Raw genomic sequence first — 22,077 nt, 5'->3', positions numbered from 1 at the left:
ATGAAAAAAATATTTAGGATACTTATTCTTTCTATGTCGCTGGCCATCATCACGGGTTGTGAGGGTTATCTTGACAAGGAGCCCCTGAGCGAGATTCCGGAGAGTGAGTACTTTAGAAACGCACAGGACCTAGAGTTCTTTACCAACCCACTGTACAATATGCTGAACATGAATGATCGACTTCAGAGCGATCATCTTGTTCAAATGACGCTCTCCGATATGATCATTGGCGGGGATCGCCGTACTGTTCCCAACTCAGGAGGGGGATGGGAATGGGCTGATTTGAGACGGATCAATACACTTCTCGCGCGTGTCAACCAGTGTAATGACCAGGCTGCGGTACTCAAATATTCCGCTGTTGCGCGCTTTTTTCGGGCGATGTTCTATTTCAATATGATCAAGCAGTTTGGTGATGTACCGTGGTACGACACCGAACTTGGACCATCGGACATAAGTCTTTATAAAAAACGGGATCCGCGTGAGTTGATAATGAGCAAGATAGTGGAGGATATCGACTATGCCATAGCCAATCTGCCAGTAGATGTGAGCACTTTCCGTGTTAATAAGTGGGCGGCTTTGGCGCTTAAAGCACGGTTCTGTCTCTATGAAGGTACCTACCTTAAATATCGGGGAAGCAATGAAGGTAACAAATATCTGGAATTATCGGCTGCTGCTTCCAGGACCCTGATTGATGGTAACAGATATAAACTCTATACGAACGGTGGAAAAGATAGGGCTTATTTTAGCCTTTTTAGTCAGGACAATGCAGACCAGGGCGAATTTATTCTGGCGATCGACTATAGTTCCAGCCCCCGTGTGAACCACAACGCTTCGTCTTTTACGATGTCTGCGGCGCAAGGTCGTCCTTCGTACACCAAGAAATTGGTGAATACTTATCTTATGACAGATGGAACACGCTTCACCGACCTGCCAGGTTGGCAAACCATGACTTTTATTGACGAGGTCAAAAACCGTGATCCTCGTCTTTCACAGAGCATACGTAATCCGGAATTCACATTGTCCGACAACAAGCCGTTTCCTAATAAATTCGCAATATCGGTCGATGGCTATCATCCGATCAAATTCTTGCAGGACCAAACCAAAGGGTATGATGTACGTGTAGGGTACTCGTCCAATGATCTTCCAGTTTTCCGTTATGCAGAGGTGCTGCTAAATTACGCCGAAGCAAAGGCTGAACTGGGGATTTTAACACAGGAGGACATAAACATTTCGATTAAACTGCTCCGTGATAGGGTAGGGATGCCCAATCTTAATATGGTTGCAGCTAATACTAATCCCGACCCGTACCTTTTGTCTCCCCAGACGGGTTACACCAACTTAACCTCTGTCAATAGAGGAGTGATTCTGGAAATACGACGCGAACGGGCTATAGAGCTTGTTGAAGAAGGTTTTAGAGTAGATGATCTGATGAGATGGAAATCGGGTTATTGTCTCGATCAGCCTTTGGTGGGAATCTACTTTCCCGGCGCAGGAGAGTATGACTTGTCAGGCGATGGAAAAGCCGACCTGATTCTCTATAACAAGGGCAACAAACCGCCTAGTCAGGTGGGAGTGGAAATGTATGAGATCGGGACTCCTGTCAATAGTGGAGGGATTATATTAACCGAAGGCAACAAAGGAAATGTATTCTTCCATAGTAATATCAAATTAGCTGGATTCAATGAGCAGAGAGATTATCTTTATCCAATACCGATTAACGAACGCTCGCTTAATCATAATCTCAGCCAAAATCCAGGCTGGAATGATGGACTTAGTTTTTAAATAACAGTTGCTAAAGGGTGCCTGTTCTAGAAAAGGGTAGGCAGGCATTCTTAAATCTAAATCGAATAATCCACAATTTTAATTTTATCTTTTGCATGAAAAAGTCAATATATACTGTTTTATTTTGCTTGCTTATTAGCGCCTGTGCTCAAAAAGTAAGGCTTCCCGCGCAATCGAATCAACAGATAAATACGAGCGCTATTGTAAATCCAGTTGATTATTTTTATCCTCCGGACACTTCATTTAAAGTGCTTTCCTGGAATGTAGAACATTTTGTTGACCTCCAAGATGATCCTTATATCAAAAACAGCCGGGAAGATAATCCGCCGGCAAATACAAATCTGCGTATATCTCTTTTATTGAAAGCCCTGCGACTTGCCAATGCGGATGTTGTCGTGTTGCAGGAATTCGAGAGTGCTAAGTTTCTCAGACAGCTGGCTCAGGATTCGCTTTCCGACATGGAGTATCGGTATTTTGGGGATACACCGAGCCATAACTATTACATGAATGTGGTGGTGATGAGCAGGTTTCCTATGGGCCTTATGACGGGCTATGGACTGGTGACAACTCAGTTGCCGGGTTTCCTTAATAAGGATGGTAAACCCGAAACCCAGAACAATATCAATAACCGTATGTGGTCCGTTGATGTTTTTCCTTCTCCAGGATATTCGTTTTTGCTCACTGGGGTACACCTGAAAGCAGGCCGTACCGAAAGGGATGTCGCCATAAGAAAGGGTCAGATCAACTTGTTAACTGAAACATTTAATCGATATTTAGCTGAAAATAATCAAAAAAATATGTTATTGGCAGGAGATCATAATGCAACGCCAGAAAGTGAAGAAATAGGGATGCTGACCAGGAACAGTGTGCTAAAAAAACGATTTGTCGATACAATTGACCCGAACGTTTTCTCTCATCCTTCAAACGCACCAGGAAGACGGCTGGATTATATTCTCGTGAACGAAAACATGAATAGAGAAATATTGGATGATGGTGCAAAGGTTGTTAAATTCTTTTCTCCGGACACTATGAGGGTTATTAGTGACCATCTGCCTGTAATGGCAAGATTTTTAAAAAAAGATAAATAATAAGAATTTATAAAATAAGCTTGCTTAATCTGAAATTATAAGCGTATTAAGATTTACACAATGGACTCAAGAAGAGATTTTATAAAAAAAGCAGCTTTGCTCGCAGGGACTGGAGCGTTATCAAATGTATTGCCTCAGGTTATCCAGAGGGCTCTTGCGATTGACCCTGCACCGGGCAGCACGTTCTATGATGCAGAGCACATCGTGTTTCTTATGCAAGAGAACCGTTCGTTTGATCATCAGTTGGGTATGTTACAGGGGGTCAGGGGTTTCAACGACCCGCGTGCGATCCAGCTGGCAAATAAAAACAAAGTATGGTTCCAGACGAATAAGGCTGGCGAGACATATGGCCCTTTTCGCCTTCCTGTAAAAGATTCTAAAGTTGCCTGGATGGGCTCTACACCTCATGGTTGGACTGATCAAACTGATGCCATGAACAATGGTAGATATGATCGATGGATCGATGTAAAGGCATCACGGAATAAAAATTATGCGCATATTCCGCTCACAATGGGTTACTGTGATCGTTCGGATTATCCGTTCTACTATTCTTTAGCTGATGCATTTACGGTTTGTGACCACAATTTCTGTTCAAGCATTACAGGTACGCACCCAAACCGCCATTATTGGATGACGGGGACAATTCGTGAAAAAAATGAACCGGCGGGTGTTGCACATTTATGGAATATCAGTAATTATGAATATCCTGAACTTACTTGGAAGACCTATCCTGAACGTCTGGAAGAGCATAATATCGATTGGAAGGTTTATCAGAATGAACTGACCATGGGTTATGGACTTAAGGGGGAAGAAAGCGCATGGCTTAGTAACTTCGGGACCAATGTACTAGAATATTTCACAGCTTACAATGTACGCTTTCATGAAGGAGGAATAGCCAATCTTGAAAGTAAGAGGAAGTCGATTTTTCAAACCATTGCCGAACTTGAAAAGGAAGCCGGTGCTGATCCTCGCTCTGCAACCCGGCTCGCCGCAGCAAAAAAGCTATTGAAAAATATTGAAATAGCCCAGACAAAGTTTAATAAAGAGAGCTATTTTAAGCTTTCAGATCGAGATAAAAGATTGAATGAAAGGGCATTTTCGACCAATATTCAGGATCCTAATTTTCATGAACTGACAGAAATTGAATATTCCGACAATGGATATAAAAGAACATTGAGTGTTCCCAAAGGTGACGTTTTTCATCAGTTCAGGAAAGATGTTAAAAACGGGACATTGCCAACTGTTTCCTGGTTGATGCCTCCAGCTCATTTTTCAGACCATCCTGGACAACCTTGGTTCGGGCCGTGGTACGTCAGTGAGGCAATGGAGATTCTTTTGGAGAACCCCGAAGTTTGGAAGAAGACCATCTTCATTCTAACTTATGACGAAAACGATGGGTATTTCGACCACGTACCACCTTTTACGGTTCCAAATCCCTATAAGGAAAACACGGGCAAAGTTTCTTCGGGTATTGATCCAAAAATGGATTTCGCATTGGCAGATCAGCAAACCAATCCCTCAGCAAGCCCGTCGAGTATTAGAGAAAGTTCTATCGGACTGGGGTATCGTGTGCCGATGATCATTGCGTCTCCTTGGTCGAGAGGGGGGTATGTGAATTCGGAAGTGTTCGATCATACTTCTTCTTTGCAGTTTCTTGAAAACTTTTTAGAAAGAAAATTCAATAAGAAGATCAAAGAAGAAAATATCACGCAATGGCGTCGTACCATTTGTGGGGATCTCAGCTCTGCTTTCCGACCGTACCATGGTGAAAAAATCGAAAAACCCGTTTTTCTTGAACAAAAAGAGTTCATAGAAGGCATTCACCAAGCGCAGTTCAGGAATGTGCCAGACTTCCAAAAGCTTAGTGAAGTAGAACTAGCTGAACTCAATAAAGGGACAGGAAAATCGTCTTTGTTTCCGCAACAAGAAAAAGGGGTTCGCCCAGCCTGTGCATTACCATACGAACCATATGTTAATGCAGAACTGAATAAAGCGGGTGATGCTATCCGGCTATCATTCAAGGCAGGAAACCAGACCTTCGGCGCTAAATCTAAGGGAATGCCTTTTCGCGTGTATGCGATGAGCCGATTCCGCAATGAAGAGCTACGCTCCTGGGATTATAGTGTGGCTGCAGGTGATGAGCTTATGGATGACTGGCGAATGGCTGATTTTGACAGCAAGTCATATCACCTACGTGTGTATGGTCCTAATGGCTTTTACAGGGAGTTCAAAGGCAATTTATTCAATCCAAAACTTAAGTTTACTTGCCACTATGAACTGAACGGTTTAAAACCTACAGGTAACGTAGTGGTCTCGATCGAAAATATGGATTCAAAAGTGCATCATATCAGTATAGTAGACAATAACTACAAAGGTAAGGGCAAAGACAGAAAGATAGCTATGGGCGAAAAAACGTCAATTGTCATGGAGCTTGGTAAGTCCTTCCATTGGTACGATTTCAGTATCCATGCAAAAGATTTCCCAGAATATGAAGAACGGTTTGCAGGACACGTAGAAACACATATGCCAACAAAAACCGACCCGCTAATGGGTGGAATTCTCTAATTGAACACTGATAAAAAGGTGTCCGGGATGTCTATCTTTGGACACCCTTTTTATTGGGGAGAATAATTTTTCTCTGGAGGTCCTTTTGTTTTCTATAATAAGTCGATGTTCCCTTGATGAATAATAATAGTAAACCTTTTTCGGGGAAAAAGCGATCAGCTGCCTATGACATCAAAGCTGAATTCGAAGACAAAAACAACCGCAGTCACTAAAGAACGGTGTTCAAAGCAGTTTTCAAATGTAGATGATCTGTAAATCATGGACCAATAAACTCTCCCTTATACTCAATTCTATCAGTAAAATTTAGATTTATGGGATGATTAATATTGTGGTTAGAATTAGCAGCCCAATTACATGATTTTGAGGGAAGATTATACTTTTTCTATCTGATCCCTAGGTTTATTTTGATTTCGTCGCAGAAATAATACAATCACACCCAGCAAAGTCTGAATTTATGGGACGATTTAAAGATTTCAAAATATTATCTTTATCGTATAAATATAGTGTACAATGAAACATACGATAAGACTTTTTTGTTTATTTCTGATGCTATTTCAGCAGGTAGCCTATGGTGAAAGTTTACTTAAGGTGGTAGTGGCAGGTCTGAACCACGATCATGTCTATCTTTTGCTCAATCTATATAAGGAAAAAAAGGTTGATATTATTGGAATAGCAGAAGAGAACAGTACATTAGCCGATAAAATACAGGCGCAGTACAATCTTCCGAAGTCTATTTTTTATTCGGATCTAGGTTCATTGTTAAAAAAGGTGAAACCCGACGTGGTTCTCGCTTATAATCCGACCAATGAGCATCTCCATATAGCAGAAATCTGTCTTCCGTTAAGAATACCTGTCATGGTGGAAAAGCCGCTCGCCACAACAGTAGCGGATGCCAAGCGCATTGCAGCCCTTTCCAAGAAAAATAAAACGGCCTTTTTGGTGAATTATGAGACAACATGGTACAAGAGTAATCAACAAATCAAGCAATTGGTCGATAAAAATGAGGTGGGCAGAATCACACGGATGGTTGTGAAGGATGGCCACGAAGGTCCAAAAGAGATTGGATGCAGCAATTATTTCCTAGCTTGGTTGACTGATCCGCAACAAAATGGTGGTGGTGCATTAATGGATTTCGGTTGTTATGGTGCCAACCTGATGACTTGGATCAAAAATGGGGAAAGGCCTATTTCTGTTACAGCAATTACTCAACATCTTAAACCAGAAATCTACCCAAAGGTAGAGGATGATGCAACCATTATTTTAAACTACAAAGATGGCAGTACCGGTATTATTCAGGCATCTTGGGCATGGCCCTATAGCGTAAAAGACCTGCAGGTATTTGGGACAAAGGCTCAGCTTTATGCACAAAATGATAAAAGGCTACTAAAATATATCCAGCACAATGATCAGCCAATTGTTATTCCTACTGATCTGCCTTATTTCGAGCACCACATCCAATACCTCGCACATATATTGAAAGAACAACAACCTCCTGAGAATGATCTGGGTTCCATAAATAATAATGTAACTGTGGTCGAGATTCTGGAAGCGGCTAAAAGATCAGCAAAGGAAGGAAAGGCAATCTTATTGAACTAATGCCAAATTAGCAATTAGAATAAAAATTTCATTTGGCTGGACAGCATACATGGATTTTGTATGCCGTCCTTTTTTAAACAGTTACCTAGACTATTTAAGAAATTGGAGCAAAAGTACAAAGGAAACTGGCAGTGCGGTAGAGGAATTATATCTCCATTTATGGTAATCTTCCAACTGTATTTTATCACGAGATATTTGTTCCCATATCTCCACAAATTTTGGTGTGAGCTTATGTTGTCTATAAAAGTTCAGAACCCGATTGATGGCCATTCCGTGTAGATAAGGGTATATAGCGCCACGGACTTGATAGTTTTCTCTTTTTTCCCATAGGCTCAAGAAAATATCCTGAATTAGATCCTCAACAGTATTTTCATCAAAAATACGACAACTGACTTCTTTCAATAACTTGTTTGCATATCTATAATAGAGTTCTTCAAAGGCTGACACATTTCCTTTTTTGATCTCATCCCAGATTTCTTTGTCCCCTATAGTTTTCAAATGGTATTGGCTTTTAGGTAGAATTTCAGTTTGTGTTGGAACAAATTTATTATGTTAAATTTTTAGTTTTTATTAATTTTTGGTGAAGAAACTATTAATTTATCTGCTGCTGCCTCAAATAATAAAGGCTCTTGATATAAATTGAATTTATTATGATAGCCTAGTTTATTTAGTCTTGTGCAATGAAACAAATGTTTAACATAGAATTAATCCTTCTTTCACAGGTGATATTCAGCGTATCTTTTCATGTTCTATGGATAGATATACTTAGATGGTGGTTCAATATGTTTCAACACGATTTGACTCGTTGTAAACTGTGTGAAAGTTTTGTAATATCCATGTCAAAATACTGTTGTACAATAATATAAGTGTTTATTGAAAAAGGAAGAGCTTTGGATAATATCTCAATTTAATGCCAGTCATATCCGGTTTGGCTTTTTCCTTTTCACATAGAAGAGATAAAAAGGGAAAAATGATCAAAACAATTAATTTACTTCTAATCAAAAGTAGTTGAGATTGTCAATTTTTTTTTATAAGGATGACATAAAACAATAGCTATTCAATGCGCTGTTGCTGATCGGCGAGGAATATAGAAAATCGATCATTGTAAAAACAGAGAATTACCTAGATGCTTTTTTTGTTTCATAGACCCTGTTTTCGCTTCATACGCTAAGAATAGGTGAATATGCTTATGCGCGATATCTCAGGTGCCTTTTACCAGATGGCCGAAATAGTTTGAAGCAAAGGCTATCATATCGGCAAAATAATTAACACAGGGAGAATCAATCATGTTATTGTAACAGGATATGATTTTTTTCTGTGCATACCATGAATTGTTCATCGGTCTACGCCGCAAAATATCCATATGTAAAAAAGGGTTTGATTTCTATAGGCTACGCAGCTAAACGTTAATACACATAAAAGATAGCAAATCGGCTGGCGGTTATAGAGTTAAAAGCTAAGGCCATCCAAAAGTAAAGGTTACTGATAGATGGCCCTGTTTTTCATTCCGAGGATAGTCGGCAACTAATTTAAAGGAATGATTGATTGTTATCTATCACGTATCCTTGTGCCAGAGACTTAGAAAGACAACAAAGCCGTGACCGGCAAATGATCCGAGGGGTGATGATTTCCATTATAAACATCTGTCAGGATTTTACAGTCTTTTACCTCAAAATGTTTTGTATGGAATATATAGTCAATTCGTTGATGAGGAACGGTCACAAAATCACCACCAGCTGCAGCCGTTCCCTTTACGTCTTGGCTCGCCATGTCAACCGGATCATAGCTGTCAAACAGCGATTCTTTCATGGCTTTAATCTGTGGTGAATTTACCACAGAATTAAAATCACCCATACATAATACCGGAAGATTTCCAGCGATTTCCCGAATCTTTTTTATTAATAAGGGGCCTGACTCTGCTTTTGCAGTTTTCAACCTCCAATAGAAATGGACATTAAACACATAGAATATCTTCCCCGTTTTTTTGACCTTGAATTTTGTCCACTGGCAAATACGTTGATCGTCGGCATCCCATCCAATACTCGGGATATCAGGGGTCTGGCTTAACCAAAAAACACCGTCATCAAGCACATCAAACAGATCCGTTTTATAATATGTCGCGCATTGTCCGATTGTAGCCCTACCGTCCTGTACTCATATACAATGTGGCTTGCATTCCGGCAGATTGAACAGTTAATATAAATCTAATAAACTGTAGTATGGTTCTTTGATTAGTTTTGTGGGATGAAATAGATATCAGACCAATAATTATTCTTCCTTCTTCAGAAAGATAACCATAGTGTTATTTATTGTCTGATGGATAGATATTCAGATATATTGATTCGATACGTTTCAAAGAGATTAAACTTTTACAGTTATTGCGGGATTTGTACAAAGATATTTTTTAAGATAGTTCTGGGAAAGATTATCTGTATTATTTAATATTAAAATAAATTTATGTTTATATTTATTTTAATAAGCACTTGCAGCTAAAACGTATATCAAACCAGTGAGTTATTCGGTGAGTAGGAATAGGGCAGGTTTGTAAATTACTGATAAATAGATTGATGCCAGTAGGGTTCGATTCCCCTACGGGCTACAAACAAAAAAACCTGCAAATATTTTGCAGGTTTTTTTGTTTGTATTCGAGAGAACAATATATGATACCGTTTGATTCATAAGATCCTAATCGGATATTTCACCTCACAATCGACAATTCTTGAAGACCGGATAATTCCAAAATTAGCCAAAGAGAAGAGTTTTTCACATAACAATACTTTTTTCGAGATAATAGCCAGAGAAAGGTGTATGCGAAAATATGCGTATCCTCTTTATTTTGTGTGATACAAATAAGCATATTATTGAGAAAATTCTATAGTATCAGCATCTTTACAATCCCTAAATTTGAGTAATCAATTATAGAAAGAAAACCTTAGAGAAGCATTTAGAAAATCAAATCAGAAATCATTCGTCCATTTTCTTCGTGAAGAAAAATAATGTAGAACGTTGGAACGTGAACGGATAAGGTCAATAATCTATTGTGTGTATAAAATAGAAAATTAGTAGAAAAGTAATTTTAAAAACCGGAAGACTTTGAAGCGATTGTCCTAGAGTCTTTTTTTTAGCTTAAGAAAGCTAATACCATTTAGCTTTATATAAAAGTAACCAATTATGTGGAAATTAAAACTAATCGTTCGCTCGATGATGAGGCGGGCCTCAATCCGTTCGTCCTAAAAATACCCCCTGAAATAGCTTTTATGCTGACGAAATTTTAATGGATGTATCAGAAGATCAATGACTCTGGGATTCATTGGCGGTTATATGTAATGTTTATAGAATAAATTCTAACCAATAATAATATCTTATGAAAACTAAACAAGCAGCAAGCGGCTGCTGGCTATTGTATCGATTAATCTGGGCTATTGTCTGGCTAAGCTTAAGCGTTGTAGGTTGTAAAGAGGATAAGCCTGCCGCTGTAAATGAAGGAATTCCTTTTGATCCTTCTCAGCCTGTAGTTGTGTCTGATTTTGCACCGACATCCGGAGGTGTTGGCCAGCGCCTTGTTATCTATGGCAAAAACTTTGGGAACGATCCAAAGAATGTTTCGGTCCTTATTGGCGGAAAGAAAGCAGTCGTTGTCAATGTATTGGGTGAGTCTCTGTACTGCCTTGTGCCTAAACAGGCTTTTAGAGGGGATATTGAGGTTCGCGTGGGTAATCAGGACAAACAGATTGTTGGTAAAGCAGAAAGGCTGTTCGATTATCAACGTAAGATGGTTGTCTCAACGCTTGCAGGCTATAGAAATGCGCGTGGTGATGAACCCTGGCGGGATGGAAAATTTAAGCATGCTGATGAAAATAAAATGGCCAGCGGTTTTTGGGAACCTTCTTTTATGAAGTTTGATCCTGCCAACCCCAAACATCTCTGGATGACCTTTGATAACAATAATGGCTTATACCTCGTCAATTTCGAGGATAGTACCATCACCAAAAAACGTTCGGATTTTGACCGCCCCCGTAGTGTTGATTTTACGCTCGATAAAAAGTATATGATTATTGCAGAGGATCGTGGCGGAGAAAATGATCGGGCGACTTATCGCTTATCTCGTGACAGAAACTGGCAGGATAGAGAAGTTCTAACGACTTATAAACAGTGTAATGGTGCCTCAATCCATCCTGTGAATGGAGAAATGTATTTCAATAGTTATGAAAAGGGACAATTTTTTCGATTCGACCTCAATAAATATTTTAGCGAAGGGCTGGGTGTTAAAGATTATGAGACATTATTTGTGGTGCATGATCCACAGTGGGAGTACAAGATTTTCATCCATCCGACGGGCAACTATGCCTATATCGTTGTCATTAATCAAGGCTATATTCTCCGGGTAAACTACAACTGGGAAAAGAAACGATTTACACAGCCCTACCTCGTGTGTGGTCAAATTAGAGCTTTTGGTTATCAAGATGGCGTCGGCTCTTCAGCGCGCTTAAATAATCCCTATCAAGGTGTATTTGTAAAAAATCAAGCCTATGTTGATGCGGGTAAGAATGATGCGTATGATTTCTATTTCACGGATCAGATGAACCATGCGATACGGATTTTAACCCCTGAAGCAAGCGTTACAACCTTTGCAGGTAGGGGAAGTTCTAGCCTCAATAGTAATCCTTACGGTTATGTAAACGGGGACCTGCGACTAGAAGCGCGTTTTGATCGCCCTTCAGGTATTGCTTATAATGAAGCGGAAGGAGCGTTTTATATTGGAGATCAAGCCAATCGTCGTATTCGTAAGATTGCGCTAGAAGAGATGGACCAAGCTAGCCAAAACCAATAAACTAAAAAGAATTATGAAAAGATTATTACTGCTATGTACGCTACTGCTCACGGTAATTGGCTTAACCATGGCCCAAGAAAGCGTGGAGGTTATTGGGCTAGTCTCCGACGCTCAAAAGACACCTATGATCGGTGTGAGCGTGTCGGTAAAAGATGCTCCGGGATGGGGTGTGGTAACCGATAATAATGGACGATATAAAATTAAAGTCGATCGCTATAAAACACTTATTTTTTCCTCTGTTGGCTATCAAAAAAAGGAGGTTTTGGTAAAAGATAACTTGACTATCAACGTAACCTTGCTGGAGGCGGAAACGAGTGTGTTAGATGAGGTTGTTGTAACGGGTACTGGTACACAAAAAAGGTTGACATTAACAGGGGCTGTCAGTACAGTGGATGTCGAGACCATGAAATCAAATCCTACATCCAGCATTACAAATGCGCTCGCCGGAAATGTACCCGGCGTGATGGCGATGATGCAATCTGGCCAACCCGGTAAAAACATTTCTGAATTTTGGATACGTGGGATCTCAACTTTTGGCGGTGGGACCGCTGCCTTGGTCCTCGTTGACAATATTGAACGGGATATCAATGATATCAACATCGAAGATATTGCTACCATTACAGTGCTCAAAGATGCCGCTGTAACGGCGATTTATGGATCTAAGGGGGCTAATGGTGTTATTTTAATTACAACCAAACATGGTAAAGAGGGAAAAATCAGCATTAACGTAAAAGATGAAAATATTTACAACACGCGGACCATTACGCCCGAGTTTGAGGACGGTGTAACTTATGCAAACCTATTGAATGAAGCGCGTATTACGCGAAACAATGCTCCGGTCTATCAACCGGAAGAACTCGAAATCTTGCGATTGGGCCTAGACCCCGATCTTTATCCGAATGTAAACTGGAAAGATATGTTGCTCAAAAAAGGAGCGATGACCTATCGTGCGAATTTAAATTTAAGTGGCGGCGGACCAACTGCCCGTTATTTTGTGTCAGGAAGTTACGTTGATGAGGGCGGGATGTACAAAACAGATGAAGCCCTGCGTAAAGACTATAATACAAATGCGAATTTTAGACGTTGGAACTATCGCTTAAATACCGATATCGATATAACAAAATCGACTTTGCTTAAGGTTGGTGTGGCTGGAGATCTCAGTAAAAGGAATAGCCCCGGATTAGGTGATGATTTCTTTTGGGGAGTATTATTTGGATATTCACCCATAAGAACCCCGATAATGTACTCTGATGGCCGAGTTCCGGCGATCGGTGGAGGCAATATGACAAATCCATGGGTCGTGGCAACACAAACAGGTTTCAATGAGAATTGGACCAATAAAGTGCAGACCAATATTACCCTCGAACAAAATTTTGATTTTATTACTAAAGGCCTTCGCTTCCGGGGAATTGTCGGCTACGACACTTTTAACGAAAATAATATACAGCGACGAAAATGGCCTGAGCAATGGCTTGCCGAACGTGCAAGAGATGAAAATGGTCAAATAGTTTATCGGCATATATCAGATCCGAGAGAAATGTATCAATACAGTTTCTCCAAGGGAGATCGACGTGAATTCTATGATCTGATGTTTAATTATGATCGAAATATTAGTGATCATAATATCGGAGCGGTTGCTCGATTTACACGCGATGCTCTTGTAAAAACGGTAGATCTCGGCGATGATATAAAAAATGGTATAGCAAGACGTAATCAGGGGATGGCCGGTCGAGTCACCTACAATTGGAAATCACGTTATTTTGTTGATTTTAACTTCGGTTATAATGGATCAGAGAACTTTGCCATCGGTCAGCAGTATGGATTTTTTCCGGCATTTTCAGGGGCTTGGAATGTTTCAGAAGAAACATTTGTCAAAGAAAATATGCCTTGGATGAATATGTTCAAGATCCGCTATTCTTGGGGTAAAGTGGGGAACGATCAGCTAAAAATTGGAAACGATCAAGAGCGTTTCCCTTATTTATACACAATTTCTGGAATTTCTAGTGCTTACAAGTGGGGAGACTATGGCGTTGATCGGAATTATACGGGCTTAAGATATAGCCAAGTTGCTTCGCCATATGTGACCTGGGAGATGGCTGTTAAGAAAAATCTGGGATTTGATCTAGCTCTCTTTAAGGACAAGGTTATTGCCAACTTGGATTTCTTTGATGAAAAACGGACCGGAATTTATATGGAGCGTAGGTATTTGCCAAGCTTGGTGGGCTTGGAAAGTACACCAAGGGCAAATGTGGGGGCGGTTAAATCACGTGGTTTCGATGGACGGTTGGAGTATAAGGGAAAATTGGGCGAGGTGAATCTGACAGGGCGAAGTAATATTACCTACAGTAAAAATGAAATTACGACAATCGATGAAGAAAATAATGTGTATGGTTATCAAAATCGAAAAGGCTACCGTGTAGATCAAGCTGTTGGATTGATCGCTTTAGGGCTTTTTAAAGATTACGATGATATCCGCAATAGTCCAAAACAAACATTTGGGACCTACCAACCAGGTGATATCAAATACAAAGATGTAAATGGCGACGGCGTTATCGATGATGGCGATCGGGTCGCTGTCGGAGCAACCAGAAGACCCAATCTAATCTATGGTGTGGGCGCGTCGGCAAGCTGGAAAAATTTGGATATCAGTGTGCATTTTCAGGGAGCAGGTAAATCTACTTTCTTTACCTATGGAAAGACTGTATATGCCTTTAGCGAAGGCGAGTGGGGACAAGTAATGAAAGGAAGTATGGGCGATAATCGGTGGATTTCAGCCGATATTTCTGGAAATCCAGCGACGGAAGATCCGAATGCTTCGTACCCGCGCCTGAGTTATGGCCCTAATCCGAATAACTTCCGGGAGTCTACCTTTTGGCTGCGTAATGGTCAATATCTCCGACTTAAAACTGTAGATATTGGTTATAGCTTGCCCAAACATCTAGCCAATCGTATCCGGGCAAATAGCATTCGGTTTTTTGTCATTGGTAGCAACCTCCTGACTTGGTCAACATTTAAATTATGGGATCCCGAATTAGCAAGCCCAAGGGGAGAAGATTATCCATTGCCAAAGTCGTTCACTTTTGGTGTCAATGTTAACCTTTAAAATTTAGAGAAATGAAAAATAAGAAATTATATGTTGTATTCATGCTTCTACTTGGCACAGGCGTCATTTCTTCCTGTACAAAAGATTATTTAAAGTCTGATCAATATTTCAAAGACCGCCTCACAACCGAGAAAGTCTTTAAGAGCAAGCTCTATTCGGAAGAGTGGCTTGCCAATGTATTTTTAGAATTCAAGGGTGAAAATGCAGATGTAGCAAGTAAAGGGCTTACTCCGCATTGTTTTGCAGATGATATGTACTATGGTGATCGCGATAAAGATTATGATCCATCAAAAAATGAATTGTCTTACAACATGTTTAAGATGGGCCTTTATACGGAGAATGATAAACAGGGGACATGGGCGCAATGTTACCGTGGGATTCGGAATGCAACCACCTTTATTCAGCATATTTATATGAATACTGAAATGTCTACTGCTGAAATTGCGGATTACCGCGGGCAAGCGCGTTTTGCACGGGCCTATTTATACTGGCTTTTGCTTCGTAAATATGGACCGATTCCATTGTTGCCAGATGAGGGCTTAGACTATACGGATAGCTATGATAATTTGGCGGTTCCACGTAATACGTATGAAGAGTGCGCTAACTATATTAGTGATGAAATGTTGTTGGCGGCAAAAGAAATGGAAGCTTTAGGTATGAAAAGGAGCCAAGACGGTTCTGCCCGTCCGAGTGTAGGTGCAGCTTTGGCAACGCGAGCCAAAGCCTTACTGTATGCTGCAAGTCCGCTGGCCAATGGTAATAATGCAAGTATTGGGGCAAGGTTGGTTGACAATCAGGGAAAACGTCTCCTTTCCGCAGAATATAAAGAAGAGAAGTGGGCTAAGGCTGCGGCAGCAGCGCGAGATGTTATGGAACTAGGCGTGTATCAACTGTATTGGACCGGATTACAAACAACAGGAAATGATGCCACCGTAATACCGCCTAAAGACAATAATTTCTCGGAAAAGAGCTGGCCCGATGGCTGGGCAAATATCGACCCGGCTAAATCTTATGCCCAGGTATTTGACGGTACGTTGCCAGCCTCTGGAAACCCTGAGCTAATCTTCACACGTGGTACCAATCAGGAGAACGAAGGGATTGATGCTATGGTTGCCCATCAGCTTCCACGTTCGGCAACGGGATGGAACACACACGGGCTGACGCAAAAACTTGTAGACGCTTACTACATGGATAATGGTTTGGATGTACCGGGAATGGATAAAGAAATCGGTCGTGGAAATGGTTCAAATCGCTTGAGCGGCTATGTTTCACAAGAAGATTATGACAAGGGAAAATACAAGCCCCTGCGCCCGGGAGTCTCTTTGCAGTATGCGAATCGCGAACCTCGCTTTTATGCTTCTGTTGCTTTCAATGGTAGTTTCTGGACATTGTTAAACGAAACACAAGAACGCAATCGGAACCAACAGGTGTTCTATTACCGCGATAATGACAAGGGGAATGGGTTTAACTCGTCCAATGCCTATTGGCTCCGCACAGGTTTCGGTGTTAAAAAGTTTGTTCATCAAAATGATACTTATGAAGGGGGAAGTATGGCTCGTATCGTGCCAAAAGCGGAGCCAGCAATTCGATATGCGGATATTTTACTCATGTACGCTGAAGCATTAAATGAGCTGGGCGGATCCTATAGTATTCCATCTTGGCGAGGTGGTGTTTACACCATTAGCCGAGATATTGCAGAGATGAAAAAAGGAATACAGCCTGTACGGATTCGCGGTGGCGTACCAGATTACGGTGTAAGTGTATATAGCAATAAAGTCGAGCTGAGAAAAACATTAAAACGCGAACGTTTTATCGAGCTTATGGGAGAGGGGCAACGTTACTATGATTTACGCCGTTGGATGGATGCTCCCGTCGAAGAGGCTTTGCCTATTTATGGTTGTAATATCCTCATGAACCAAAAAGATCGGGATCTCTTTCATCAGCCGGTTGCGGTATGGGCTTTGAAAACAACTTTTGCAGATAAAATGTGGTTTTGGCCGATTAGTCATAGTGAACTAAAACGCAATAAGAACTTAACACAAAATCCAGGATGGACTTATAACGATTAATCAAATAGATATCTTATGAACAAGTTATATATACAATTCTTTCTATTGCTCATACTCTTCATTTTTGGAGCATGCAATGATGAATGGAAGGAAGAACAATATGAACATTATATTTCCTTTAAAGCTCCTTTAGATAACAACGGAGTTTCCAATATTTATGTTCGCTATAAAGATGCTGCGAAAAGTACCTTTTTACAGCCTTTGATTGTGAGTGGATCAACCAATAACGAATCAAATTTTGCGGTTCGGGTCGGAATTGATGCGGATACCTTAAATGTGGTGAATTTTGAACGGTTCCAAAATCGGAAAGACTTTTATTACCAACAAATAAGCAGCAATTATTTTTCGTTTCCCGCGACAGTCAATATCAATTCGGGCGAAAACACGGGCTTACTGGCAATAGATTTCTCTTTAAAGGGCATTGACATGACTGAAAAATGGGTGTTGCCGCTGACGATTATGGATGACCCCTCTGCAAACTATAAAGGACATCCTCGAAAGTATTACAAGAAAGCAATACTTCGGGTTAATCCATTCAACGATTATTCCGGCAATTATTCGGGAGCAGCTCTCTTAACTAGAATGGAGGGACAAGAAAATGAGACACCAGTCGTAAAAAGCGAAATCCGAAGTTATGTGGTCGATGAAAATACTGTTTTTTTCTATGCGGGGAATATTGACGAGGAAAGACAAGATCGACGGAATTATAAGATATACGCAACCTTTACGAAGACGGGGACAGTAACTTTCCGCTCGGACAACCCCAATATCAAGTTTGTTGTGAATAAAGATGCGAGTTATACAGTCTCGGAAGCAATGGATAAAGTTCGCCCGTATCTGAAGTGGCGTTGGCTGACGATTAATAATATTGATTATGAATTTACGGATTATACCATGATTCCGAATGTACCGATTCGCTATAAGGTTGCTGGCTCACTTACGTTGGAACGAAAATTAAACACACAGATTCCTGATGAGGACCAAGCGATAGAATGGTAATTTCTACAAACCATTTTTAGGACTATTGGTTATATCTATGATATAAAAATAGTTTTTATGATTGGAATAGTAGGCGGACTAGGCCCTTATGGAGGCTTAGATATTACGAAGAAAATTATAGATGAGACGGCGGCAAGGTCCGATCAGGAACACTTGCCGCTTTTGTTATTCTCATGTCCAAATTTGATCCCTGACCGAACGGCTTATTTATTTGATAAATCCAATGTTAATCCCGGTAAGGCTATTGCTGCAATTTTAAGACAACTTGAAACTGCTGGAGCGACGATAGCCGCGATTCCATCCAATACAGCACATGCAGAGCCTATTTTTTCCGTCGTTCAAGATGAAATGGCGCGTGTGGGAAGTGGGTTGAAACTCTTGCATATCGTTCATGAAACGGTTCGGTTTGTAGTGGAAAACTATCCCGACACAACAGTAGGCATTTTATCTACCGCTGGAGAGCAGATCTGCAGTTTATATCGGGAAGCTTTTATTCGAAAAGGTTTCGTTTTTGTTGAGCCAGAAGGAACACAACAAGAGAAGGTAAATAATGCAATCTATGATGAAGACTATGGAATAAAGGCCCAGCCGGTACCGATCGCGAATAAAGCGAGAGAAGATCTATTGTTGGTTATGGACGACCTGAAAAAGAAAGGCGCACAGGTCATTATTTTGGGTTGTGCAGAGTTGCCTTTTGCTATTCCCGAACGGGATCACAATGGGATGATTCTCATAGACCCGAATAGAATTCTCGCTCGTGCACTTGTTCATTCGTTTGCTCCGGATAAGCTAAAACCATTGTAGTGATCTCTTTTTACAAATTGTCATATTGTCAACGTAAATTACTGTTGGTGTGGGTTTTGCCTCTTTGTAAGTAGAAGCTTATGCAGTAAGGAGGACAAGATGCAACAGATGATATACCGTGAAAATGATCGGGGCCATGTTGATTTCGGCTGGCTGAAAAGTGCACATTCATTCAGTTTTGGACAGTATCTTGATCCCGAAAGAATGAATTTTGGTGCATTGCGGGTATTGAATGACGATCAGGTAGAGGGCGGACAAGGTTTTGATCGGCATGGTCACCACAATATGGAAATTGTTAGTATACCACTCGAAGGGACACTTATACACCAGGATAGTCTAGGCAATGGCCGTACGATTCAAACAGGAGAAGTGCAGATCATGTCTGCAGGTACAGGTGTGCAGCATGCCGAGTTTAATAGCAATCAGAAGGATCTTGTTAAATTTTTACAAATTTGGGTAATCCCCAACGAAATAGGGTTGGAGCCCAGATACGATCAGAAATCCTACCTTCAACTGGGTCGGAACAATAAATTTGCAACCATTGTTTCACCGGATAAAATGGATCACCATGCTGTACATATACATCAGGATGCCTATTTTAACTTGGGAGACCTAGAGGCGGGTAAAAAGATAGACTATACTGTTCATTCGGAGCAAAATGGACTTTATCTTTTTGTTTTGGAAGGAAAGATCGCTGTAGCAAATGAAATGCTTTCAAGAAGGGATGCCATTGGTTTATACGAAACAGAAAAAATAAGCATTGAGGCTTACTATGATGCATCATTGCTGCTAATTGAAGTGCCGATGTATTAGGTCGATGAAAATGAAGCTTACTATGATATATCGTTATTGCTGATTAAAGCTCCGATGTATTGGATCGATAAAGAGTTATTCTTGAATAGGGAGGTCATTTGATAGATCTCCCTATTTTTCTTAAATTGGATGAAGAAGATATAAACTCATGGATAACCTATTTCAACCTTTCGAAACGCGAGACATTTTGCTTATTATGTTATCAGTCTTAATAGGCCTGCTGATCGGGATTGAACGTGAATATCGCAATAAGTCTGCGGGTTTGAGGACGTTTATATTGGTGAGCTTTGGATCTTGTCTTTTTACGATTCTTTCGTTAAAAATTGGCTTGGCAAATCCAGATCGATTAGCCGCAAATATTATTACGGGTATCGGTTTCCTAGGTGCAGGCGTGATTTTCAAAGAAGACAATAAAGTAAGTGGTATAACGACCGCTACGACAATTTGGGCTACAGCTTCTTTAGGTATGTGTGTTGGTGCCGGATATATATTTTTAGCTTTTATTGGTGTGGGCTTGGTTCTGATGATATTAGCGCTGCTAACTTATCTACAAACCTATATTGACAATTATCACAAGATAAAAGACTATGAACTGCAGACCTTATCTGAGGCAGATTTTGAACATACGGAACAGTTAATCCGAAGTATGGGCTTTAAAGCTGTCGTCATAAGTCAACGGTATAACAAAGAAAGTTTGAATACCGTATGGCGATTGACGGGGAATGTTAACCAGCATAGAGCGCTTGTAGAAACCCTGCGGCGTGATAGGCAGGTGGTGGCCTATCAATATTAAGGAATTACGATATTGTTTGCTTTATTTATTCATCATCATCCGTTTCCTGAGTCGGGGTTATCTGCTGTAATAAACTGTTTACTTCGTCCTCCGTCGCTGTTAACTTGGCTTTGCAGACTTGAATGAGGTCGGAAGCCCTCTTGATTTTTCCCGCGAGCTCATCAATGTTTGTTGTGCCATTTTCTATTTCCCTCACGATAGTTTGTAACTCGTTAAAGGCATCTGTGTAGGTATAATTCTGTCCCATTATGCTATGCTTGATATGCTTTCTTTAAATTTTGTATGGCGATGCCAAATTAAGTATTGTTCTCATCTAGGTCTTCCTTCGGAGATTTATCTGTCACAGTACTGGTAAGCTCTCCATATTCGAGTATCGTCTGTATTACATCGCCTTGAGATACTTGTGTCACCGACTGCAGTAATTTTCCGTTAACCTTAGTAATTGAAAACCCTTGTTTTAATAGTCTAATTGGATCAGATAGCTGAATAATTCGTTCGGTATGAGCCAGTGCCGTTTTGTGCTCATAAAAGCGCAATTTTAACAAGGCGTTAAGATCATGTTGAAATTGCTGGATGGCCGCCCTCGAGGTCTGAATTTCTCTCTTTCCGATCCATTGTATATGCGTTGCCAGTTGAGATAAGATATTGTGCTCTTCTTTAAATCGGGTAAGAATGAGCTGCTGTATACGCTCTGCAGCCCGATCGACTGGAATAGCAAAATTATGAAACTTCTGAATCAGAAAATCGGCCAGCTCACTGGGCGTAATCGCGTTTTTATAGGCTACCATTTCGCTAACTGTATAATTCGTCGAATGCCCAATACCCGTCAATACGGGGATGGGAAATATAGCGATAGCACGAGCTAGCAAGTAGTTATTATAACTGGAAAGACCAACCTCACCGCCTCCACCACGGATGATGGCGACCACATCGTACCTGTCTATTTTTTCAGCAATAATGGCAAGCTGATTTATAATAGAAGGTACTGACTTGTCTCCTTGTAACAATGCAGGGAAGAGGGTGGATTCGATGCGGTAACCCCAAGGGTTTTGATTAATAATCTTGTAAAAATCAGAAAGCCCCTTACTTGTTTCTACTGAAATAATTGCCAATCTTTTGGGAACGACAGGAAAGTCCAATAATTTATTAGACTCATATATGCCCTCTGCTTTCAGCTTTCGAATACTGTCTAACTTCTCCTTTTCAAGTTCACCTAAGGTAAAAGTCGGATCAATATCAACAATGCGCAAGCTTAACCCGTACATGGGGTCATAGGAAATACTTGCCTGAAATAACATCGTGATCCCTTCTCGTAAAGGTTCTTGGGCAGCTTTAAGAAAATTGTTGTTGATACGATTGTAATCAGCTTTCCATAGGATCGACCGAATTTCAGCGACAATTTTACCATCCTGTTTTTCTACCAGTTCAGGATAACAGTGGCCAGAATGCGTATAATGATTGAGCTTGTTCATTTCAGCCTTGATCCAGTACAAACTCTTATACCGCTCTGCAAGTGTCTTTTGGATACTGCGGCTGACTTCCAGTAAGGAAAATATCGTTTTATCTTGAATCAATTCTGGCATTAGTCAAACTTACAGAAAAAACCTTCATGATGCAATTGGGGGCAATGCCAA

Annotated in this window: 15 protein-coding genes; 11 read left to right on the top strand and 4 right to left on the bottom strand. The window is 40.6% G+C overall.

The features are described from left to right. The 4 genes from B4Z90_RS24335 to B4Z90_RS24320 all read left to right on the top strand — a co-directional run bounded on the left by B4Z90_RS24335 (position 1) and on the right by B4Z90_RS24320 (position 7,031). Complete coding sequence (locus B4Z90_RS24335; protein ID WP_286774762.1) at positions 1-1,782, top strand: RagB/SusD family nutrient uptake outer membrane protein; 1,782 nt, start codon at positions 1-3, stop codon at positions 1,780-1,782. Between the two features lie 95 nt (positions 1,783-1,877). Continuing rightward, positions 1,878-2,870, top strand: a complete 993-nt coding sequence (locus B4Z90_RS24330; RefSeq protein WP_286774763.1) for an endonuclease/exonuclease/phosphatase family protein — start codon at positions 1,878-1,880, stop codon at positions 2,868-2,870. Between the two features lie 60 nt (positions 2,871-2,930). Continuing rightward, the gene (locus B4Z90_RS24325) at positions 2,931-5,435 is read left to right on the top strand and encodes a phosphocholine-specific phospholipase C (protein ID WP_286774764.1); all 2,505 of its coding nucleotides are present in this window, start codon (positions 2,931-2,933) and stop codon (positions 5,433-5,435) included. Positions 5,436-5,945: 510 nt separating this feature from the next. Beyond that, the gene (locus B4Z90_RS24320; RefSeq protein WP_286774765.1) at positions 5,946-7,031 is read left to right on the top strand and encodes a Gfo/Idh/MocA family protein; all 1,086 of its coding nucleotides are present in this window, start codon (positions 5,946-5,948) and stop codon (positions 7,029-7,031) included. A 90-nt stretch (positions 7,032-7,121) separates the two neighbouring features. Here the strand turns inward: B4Z90_RS24320 and B4Z90_RS24315 are convergent, their stop codons facing one another. After that, positions 7,122-7,529 (bottom strand): RNA polymerase sigma factor, encoded by a 408-nt coding sequence (locus tag B4Z90_RS24315; RefSeq protein WP_286774766.1) that lies wholly within the window; start codon positions 7,527-7,529, stop codon positions 7,122-7,124. A gap of 1,080 nt (positions 7,530-8,609) precedes the next feature. Continuing rightward, positions 8,610-9,122 (bottom strand): endonuclease/exonuclease/phosphatase family protein, encoded by a 513-nt coding sequence (locus B4Z90_RS24310; RefSeq protein WP_182983011.1) that lies wholly within the window; start codon positions 9,120-9,122, stop codon positions 8,610-8,612. 1,273 nt (positions 9,123-10,395) lie between these two features. On the opposite strand from B4Z90_RS24310, the gene B4Z90_RS24305 reads away from it, so the two are divergent. The 7 genes from B4Z90_RS24305 (at position 10,396) to B4Z90_RS24275 (ending at position 20,443) form a co-directional block, all read left to right on the top strand. Continuing rightward, positions 10,396-11,862 (top strand): IPT/TIG domain-containing protein, encoded by a 1,467-nt coding sequence (locus B4Z90_RS24305; protein WP_286803574.1) that lies wholly within the window; start codon positions 10,396-10,398, stop codon positions 11,860-11,862. A gap of 13 nt (positions 11,863-11,875) precedes the next feature. After that, entirely contained in the window at positions 11,876-14,965 is a 3,090-nt protein-coding gene (locus B4Z90_RS24300; RefSeq protein WP_115045999.1) for a SusC/RagA family TonB-linked outer membrane protein, read from the top strand. A gap of 11 nt (positions 14,966-14,976) precedes the next feature. Further along, positions 14,977-17,034, top strand: coding sequence for a RagB/SusD family nutrient uptake outer membrane protein (locus B4Z90_RS24295; protein WP_115045998.1), 2,058 nt, complete (start codon positions 14,977-14,979; stop codon positions 17,032-17,034). 15 nt (positions 17,035-17,049) lie between these two features. Further along, positions 17,050-18,033: a DUF4973 domain-containing protein gene (locus B4Z90_RS24290; protein ID WP_115045996.1), complete on the top strand. Its 984-nt coding sequence runs from the start codon at positions 17,050-17,052 to the stop codon at positions 18,031-18,033. Positions 18,034-18,090: 57 nt separating this feature from the next. Continuing rightward, positions 18,091-18,837 (top strand): aspartate/glutamate racemase family protein, encoded by a 747-nt coding sequence (locus B4Z90_RS24285; protein WP_115045994.1) that lies wholly within the window; start codon positions 18,091-18,093, stop codon positions 18,835-18,837. Between the two features lie 99 nt (positions 18,838-18,936). Beyond that, positions 18,937-19,650, top strand: a complete 714-nt coding sequence (locus tag B4Z90_RS24280) for a pirin family protein (RefSeq protein ID WP_070562400.1) — start codon at positions 18,937-18,939, stop codon at positions 19,648-19,650. 148 nt (positions 19,651-19,798) lie between these two features. Further along, positions 19,799-20,443: an MgtC/SapB family protein gene (locus B4Z90_RS24275; protein ID WP_070562397.1), complete on the top strand. Its 645-nt coding sequence runs from the start codon at positions 19,799-19,801 to the stop codon at positions 20,441-20,443. A 25-nt stretch (positions 20,444-20,468) separates the two neighbouring features. Here B4Z90_RS24275 and xseB read toward each other — a convergent pair whose 3' ends face one another. Beyond that, a complete protein-coding gene (gene xseB, locus B4Z90_RS24270) occupies positions 20,469-20,690 on the bottom strand; it encodes an exodeoxyribonuclease VII small subunit (RefSeq protein ID WP_070562394.1) in 222 nt (73 codons plus the stop codon). 49 nt (positions 20,691-20,739) lie between these two features. Beyond that, positions 20,740-22,026 carry an exodeoxyribonuclease VII large subunit gene (gene xseA, locus B4Z90_RS24265; RefSeq protein WP_115045992.1) on the bottom strand — a complete coding sequence of 429 codons (1,287 nt, stop codon included), beginning with the start codon at positions 22,024-22,026 and terminating at the stop codon, positions 20,740-20,742. Positions 22,027-22,077 lie beyond the last annotated feature (51 nt).

The organism is Sphingobacterium sp. UBA5639, assembly GCF_002421245.1.
Lineage (GTDB): Bacteria > Bacteroidota > Bacteroidia > Sphingobacteriales > Sphingobacteriaceae > Sphingobacterium > Sphingobacterium multivorum.
This window is presented reverse-complemented; position numbering and strand designations above follow the sequence as displayed.

What these genes read in the sequence shown, in the direction of transcription:
- B4Z90_RS24275 (WP_070562397.1), top strand. Translation starts at nt 19,799, where the DNA reads ATGGATAACCTATTTCAACCTTTCGAAACGCGAGACATTTTGCTTATT.
- xseB (WP_070562394.1), bottom strand. Translation starts at nt 20,690, where the DNA reads ATGGGACAGAATTATACCTACACAGATGCCTTTAACGAGTTACAAACT.
- B4Z90_RS24335 (WP_286774762.1), top strand. Translation starts at nt 1, where the DNA reads ATGAAAAAAATATTTAGGATACTTATTCTTTCTATGTCGCTGGCCATC.
- B4Z90_RS24325 (WP_286774764.1), top strand. Translation starts at nt 2,931, where the DNA reads ATGGACTCAAGAAGAGATTTTATAAAAAAAGCAGCTTTGCTCGCAGGG.
- B4Z90_RS24295 (WP_115045998.1), top strand. Translation starts at nt 14,977, where the DNA reads ATGAAAAATAAGAAATTATATGTTGTATTCATGCTTCTACTTGGCACA.
- B4Z90_RS24305 (WP_286803574.1), top strand. Translation starts at nt 10,396, where the DNA reads ATGAAAACTAAACAAGCAGCAAGCGGCTGCTGGCTATTGTATCGATTA.
- B4Z90_RS24320 (WP_286774765.1), top strand. Translation starts at nt 5,946, where the DNA reads ATGAAACATACGATAAGACTTTTTTGTTTATTTCTGATGCTATTTCAG.
- B4Z90_RS24280 (WP_070562400.1), top strand. Translation starts at nt 18,937, where the DNA reads ATGCAACAGATGATATACCGTGAAAATGATCGGGGCCATGTTGATTTC.
- B4Z90_RS24300 (WP_115045999.1), top strand. Translation starts at nt 11,876, where the DNA reads ATGAAAAGATTATTACTGCTATGTACGCTACTGCTCACGGTAATTGGC.
- B4Z90_RS24285 (WP_115045994.1), top strand. Translation starts at nt 18,091, where the DNA reads ATGATTGGAATAGTAGGCGGACTAGGCCCTTATGGAGGCTTAGATATT.
- B4Z90_RS24330 (WP_286774763.1), top strand. Translation starts at nt 1,878, where the DNA reads ATGAAAAAGTCAATATATACTGTTTTATTTTGCTTGCTTATTAGCGCC.
- B4Z90_RS24290 (WP_115045996.1), top strand. Translation starts at nt 17,050, where the DNA reads ATGAACAAGTTATATATACAATTCTTTCTATTGCTCATACTCTTCATT.
- xseA (WP_115045992.1), bottom strand. Translation starts at nt 22,026, where the DNA reads ATGCCAGAATTGATTCAAGATAAAACGATATTTTCCTTACTGGAAGTC.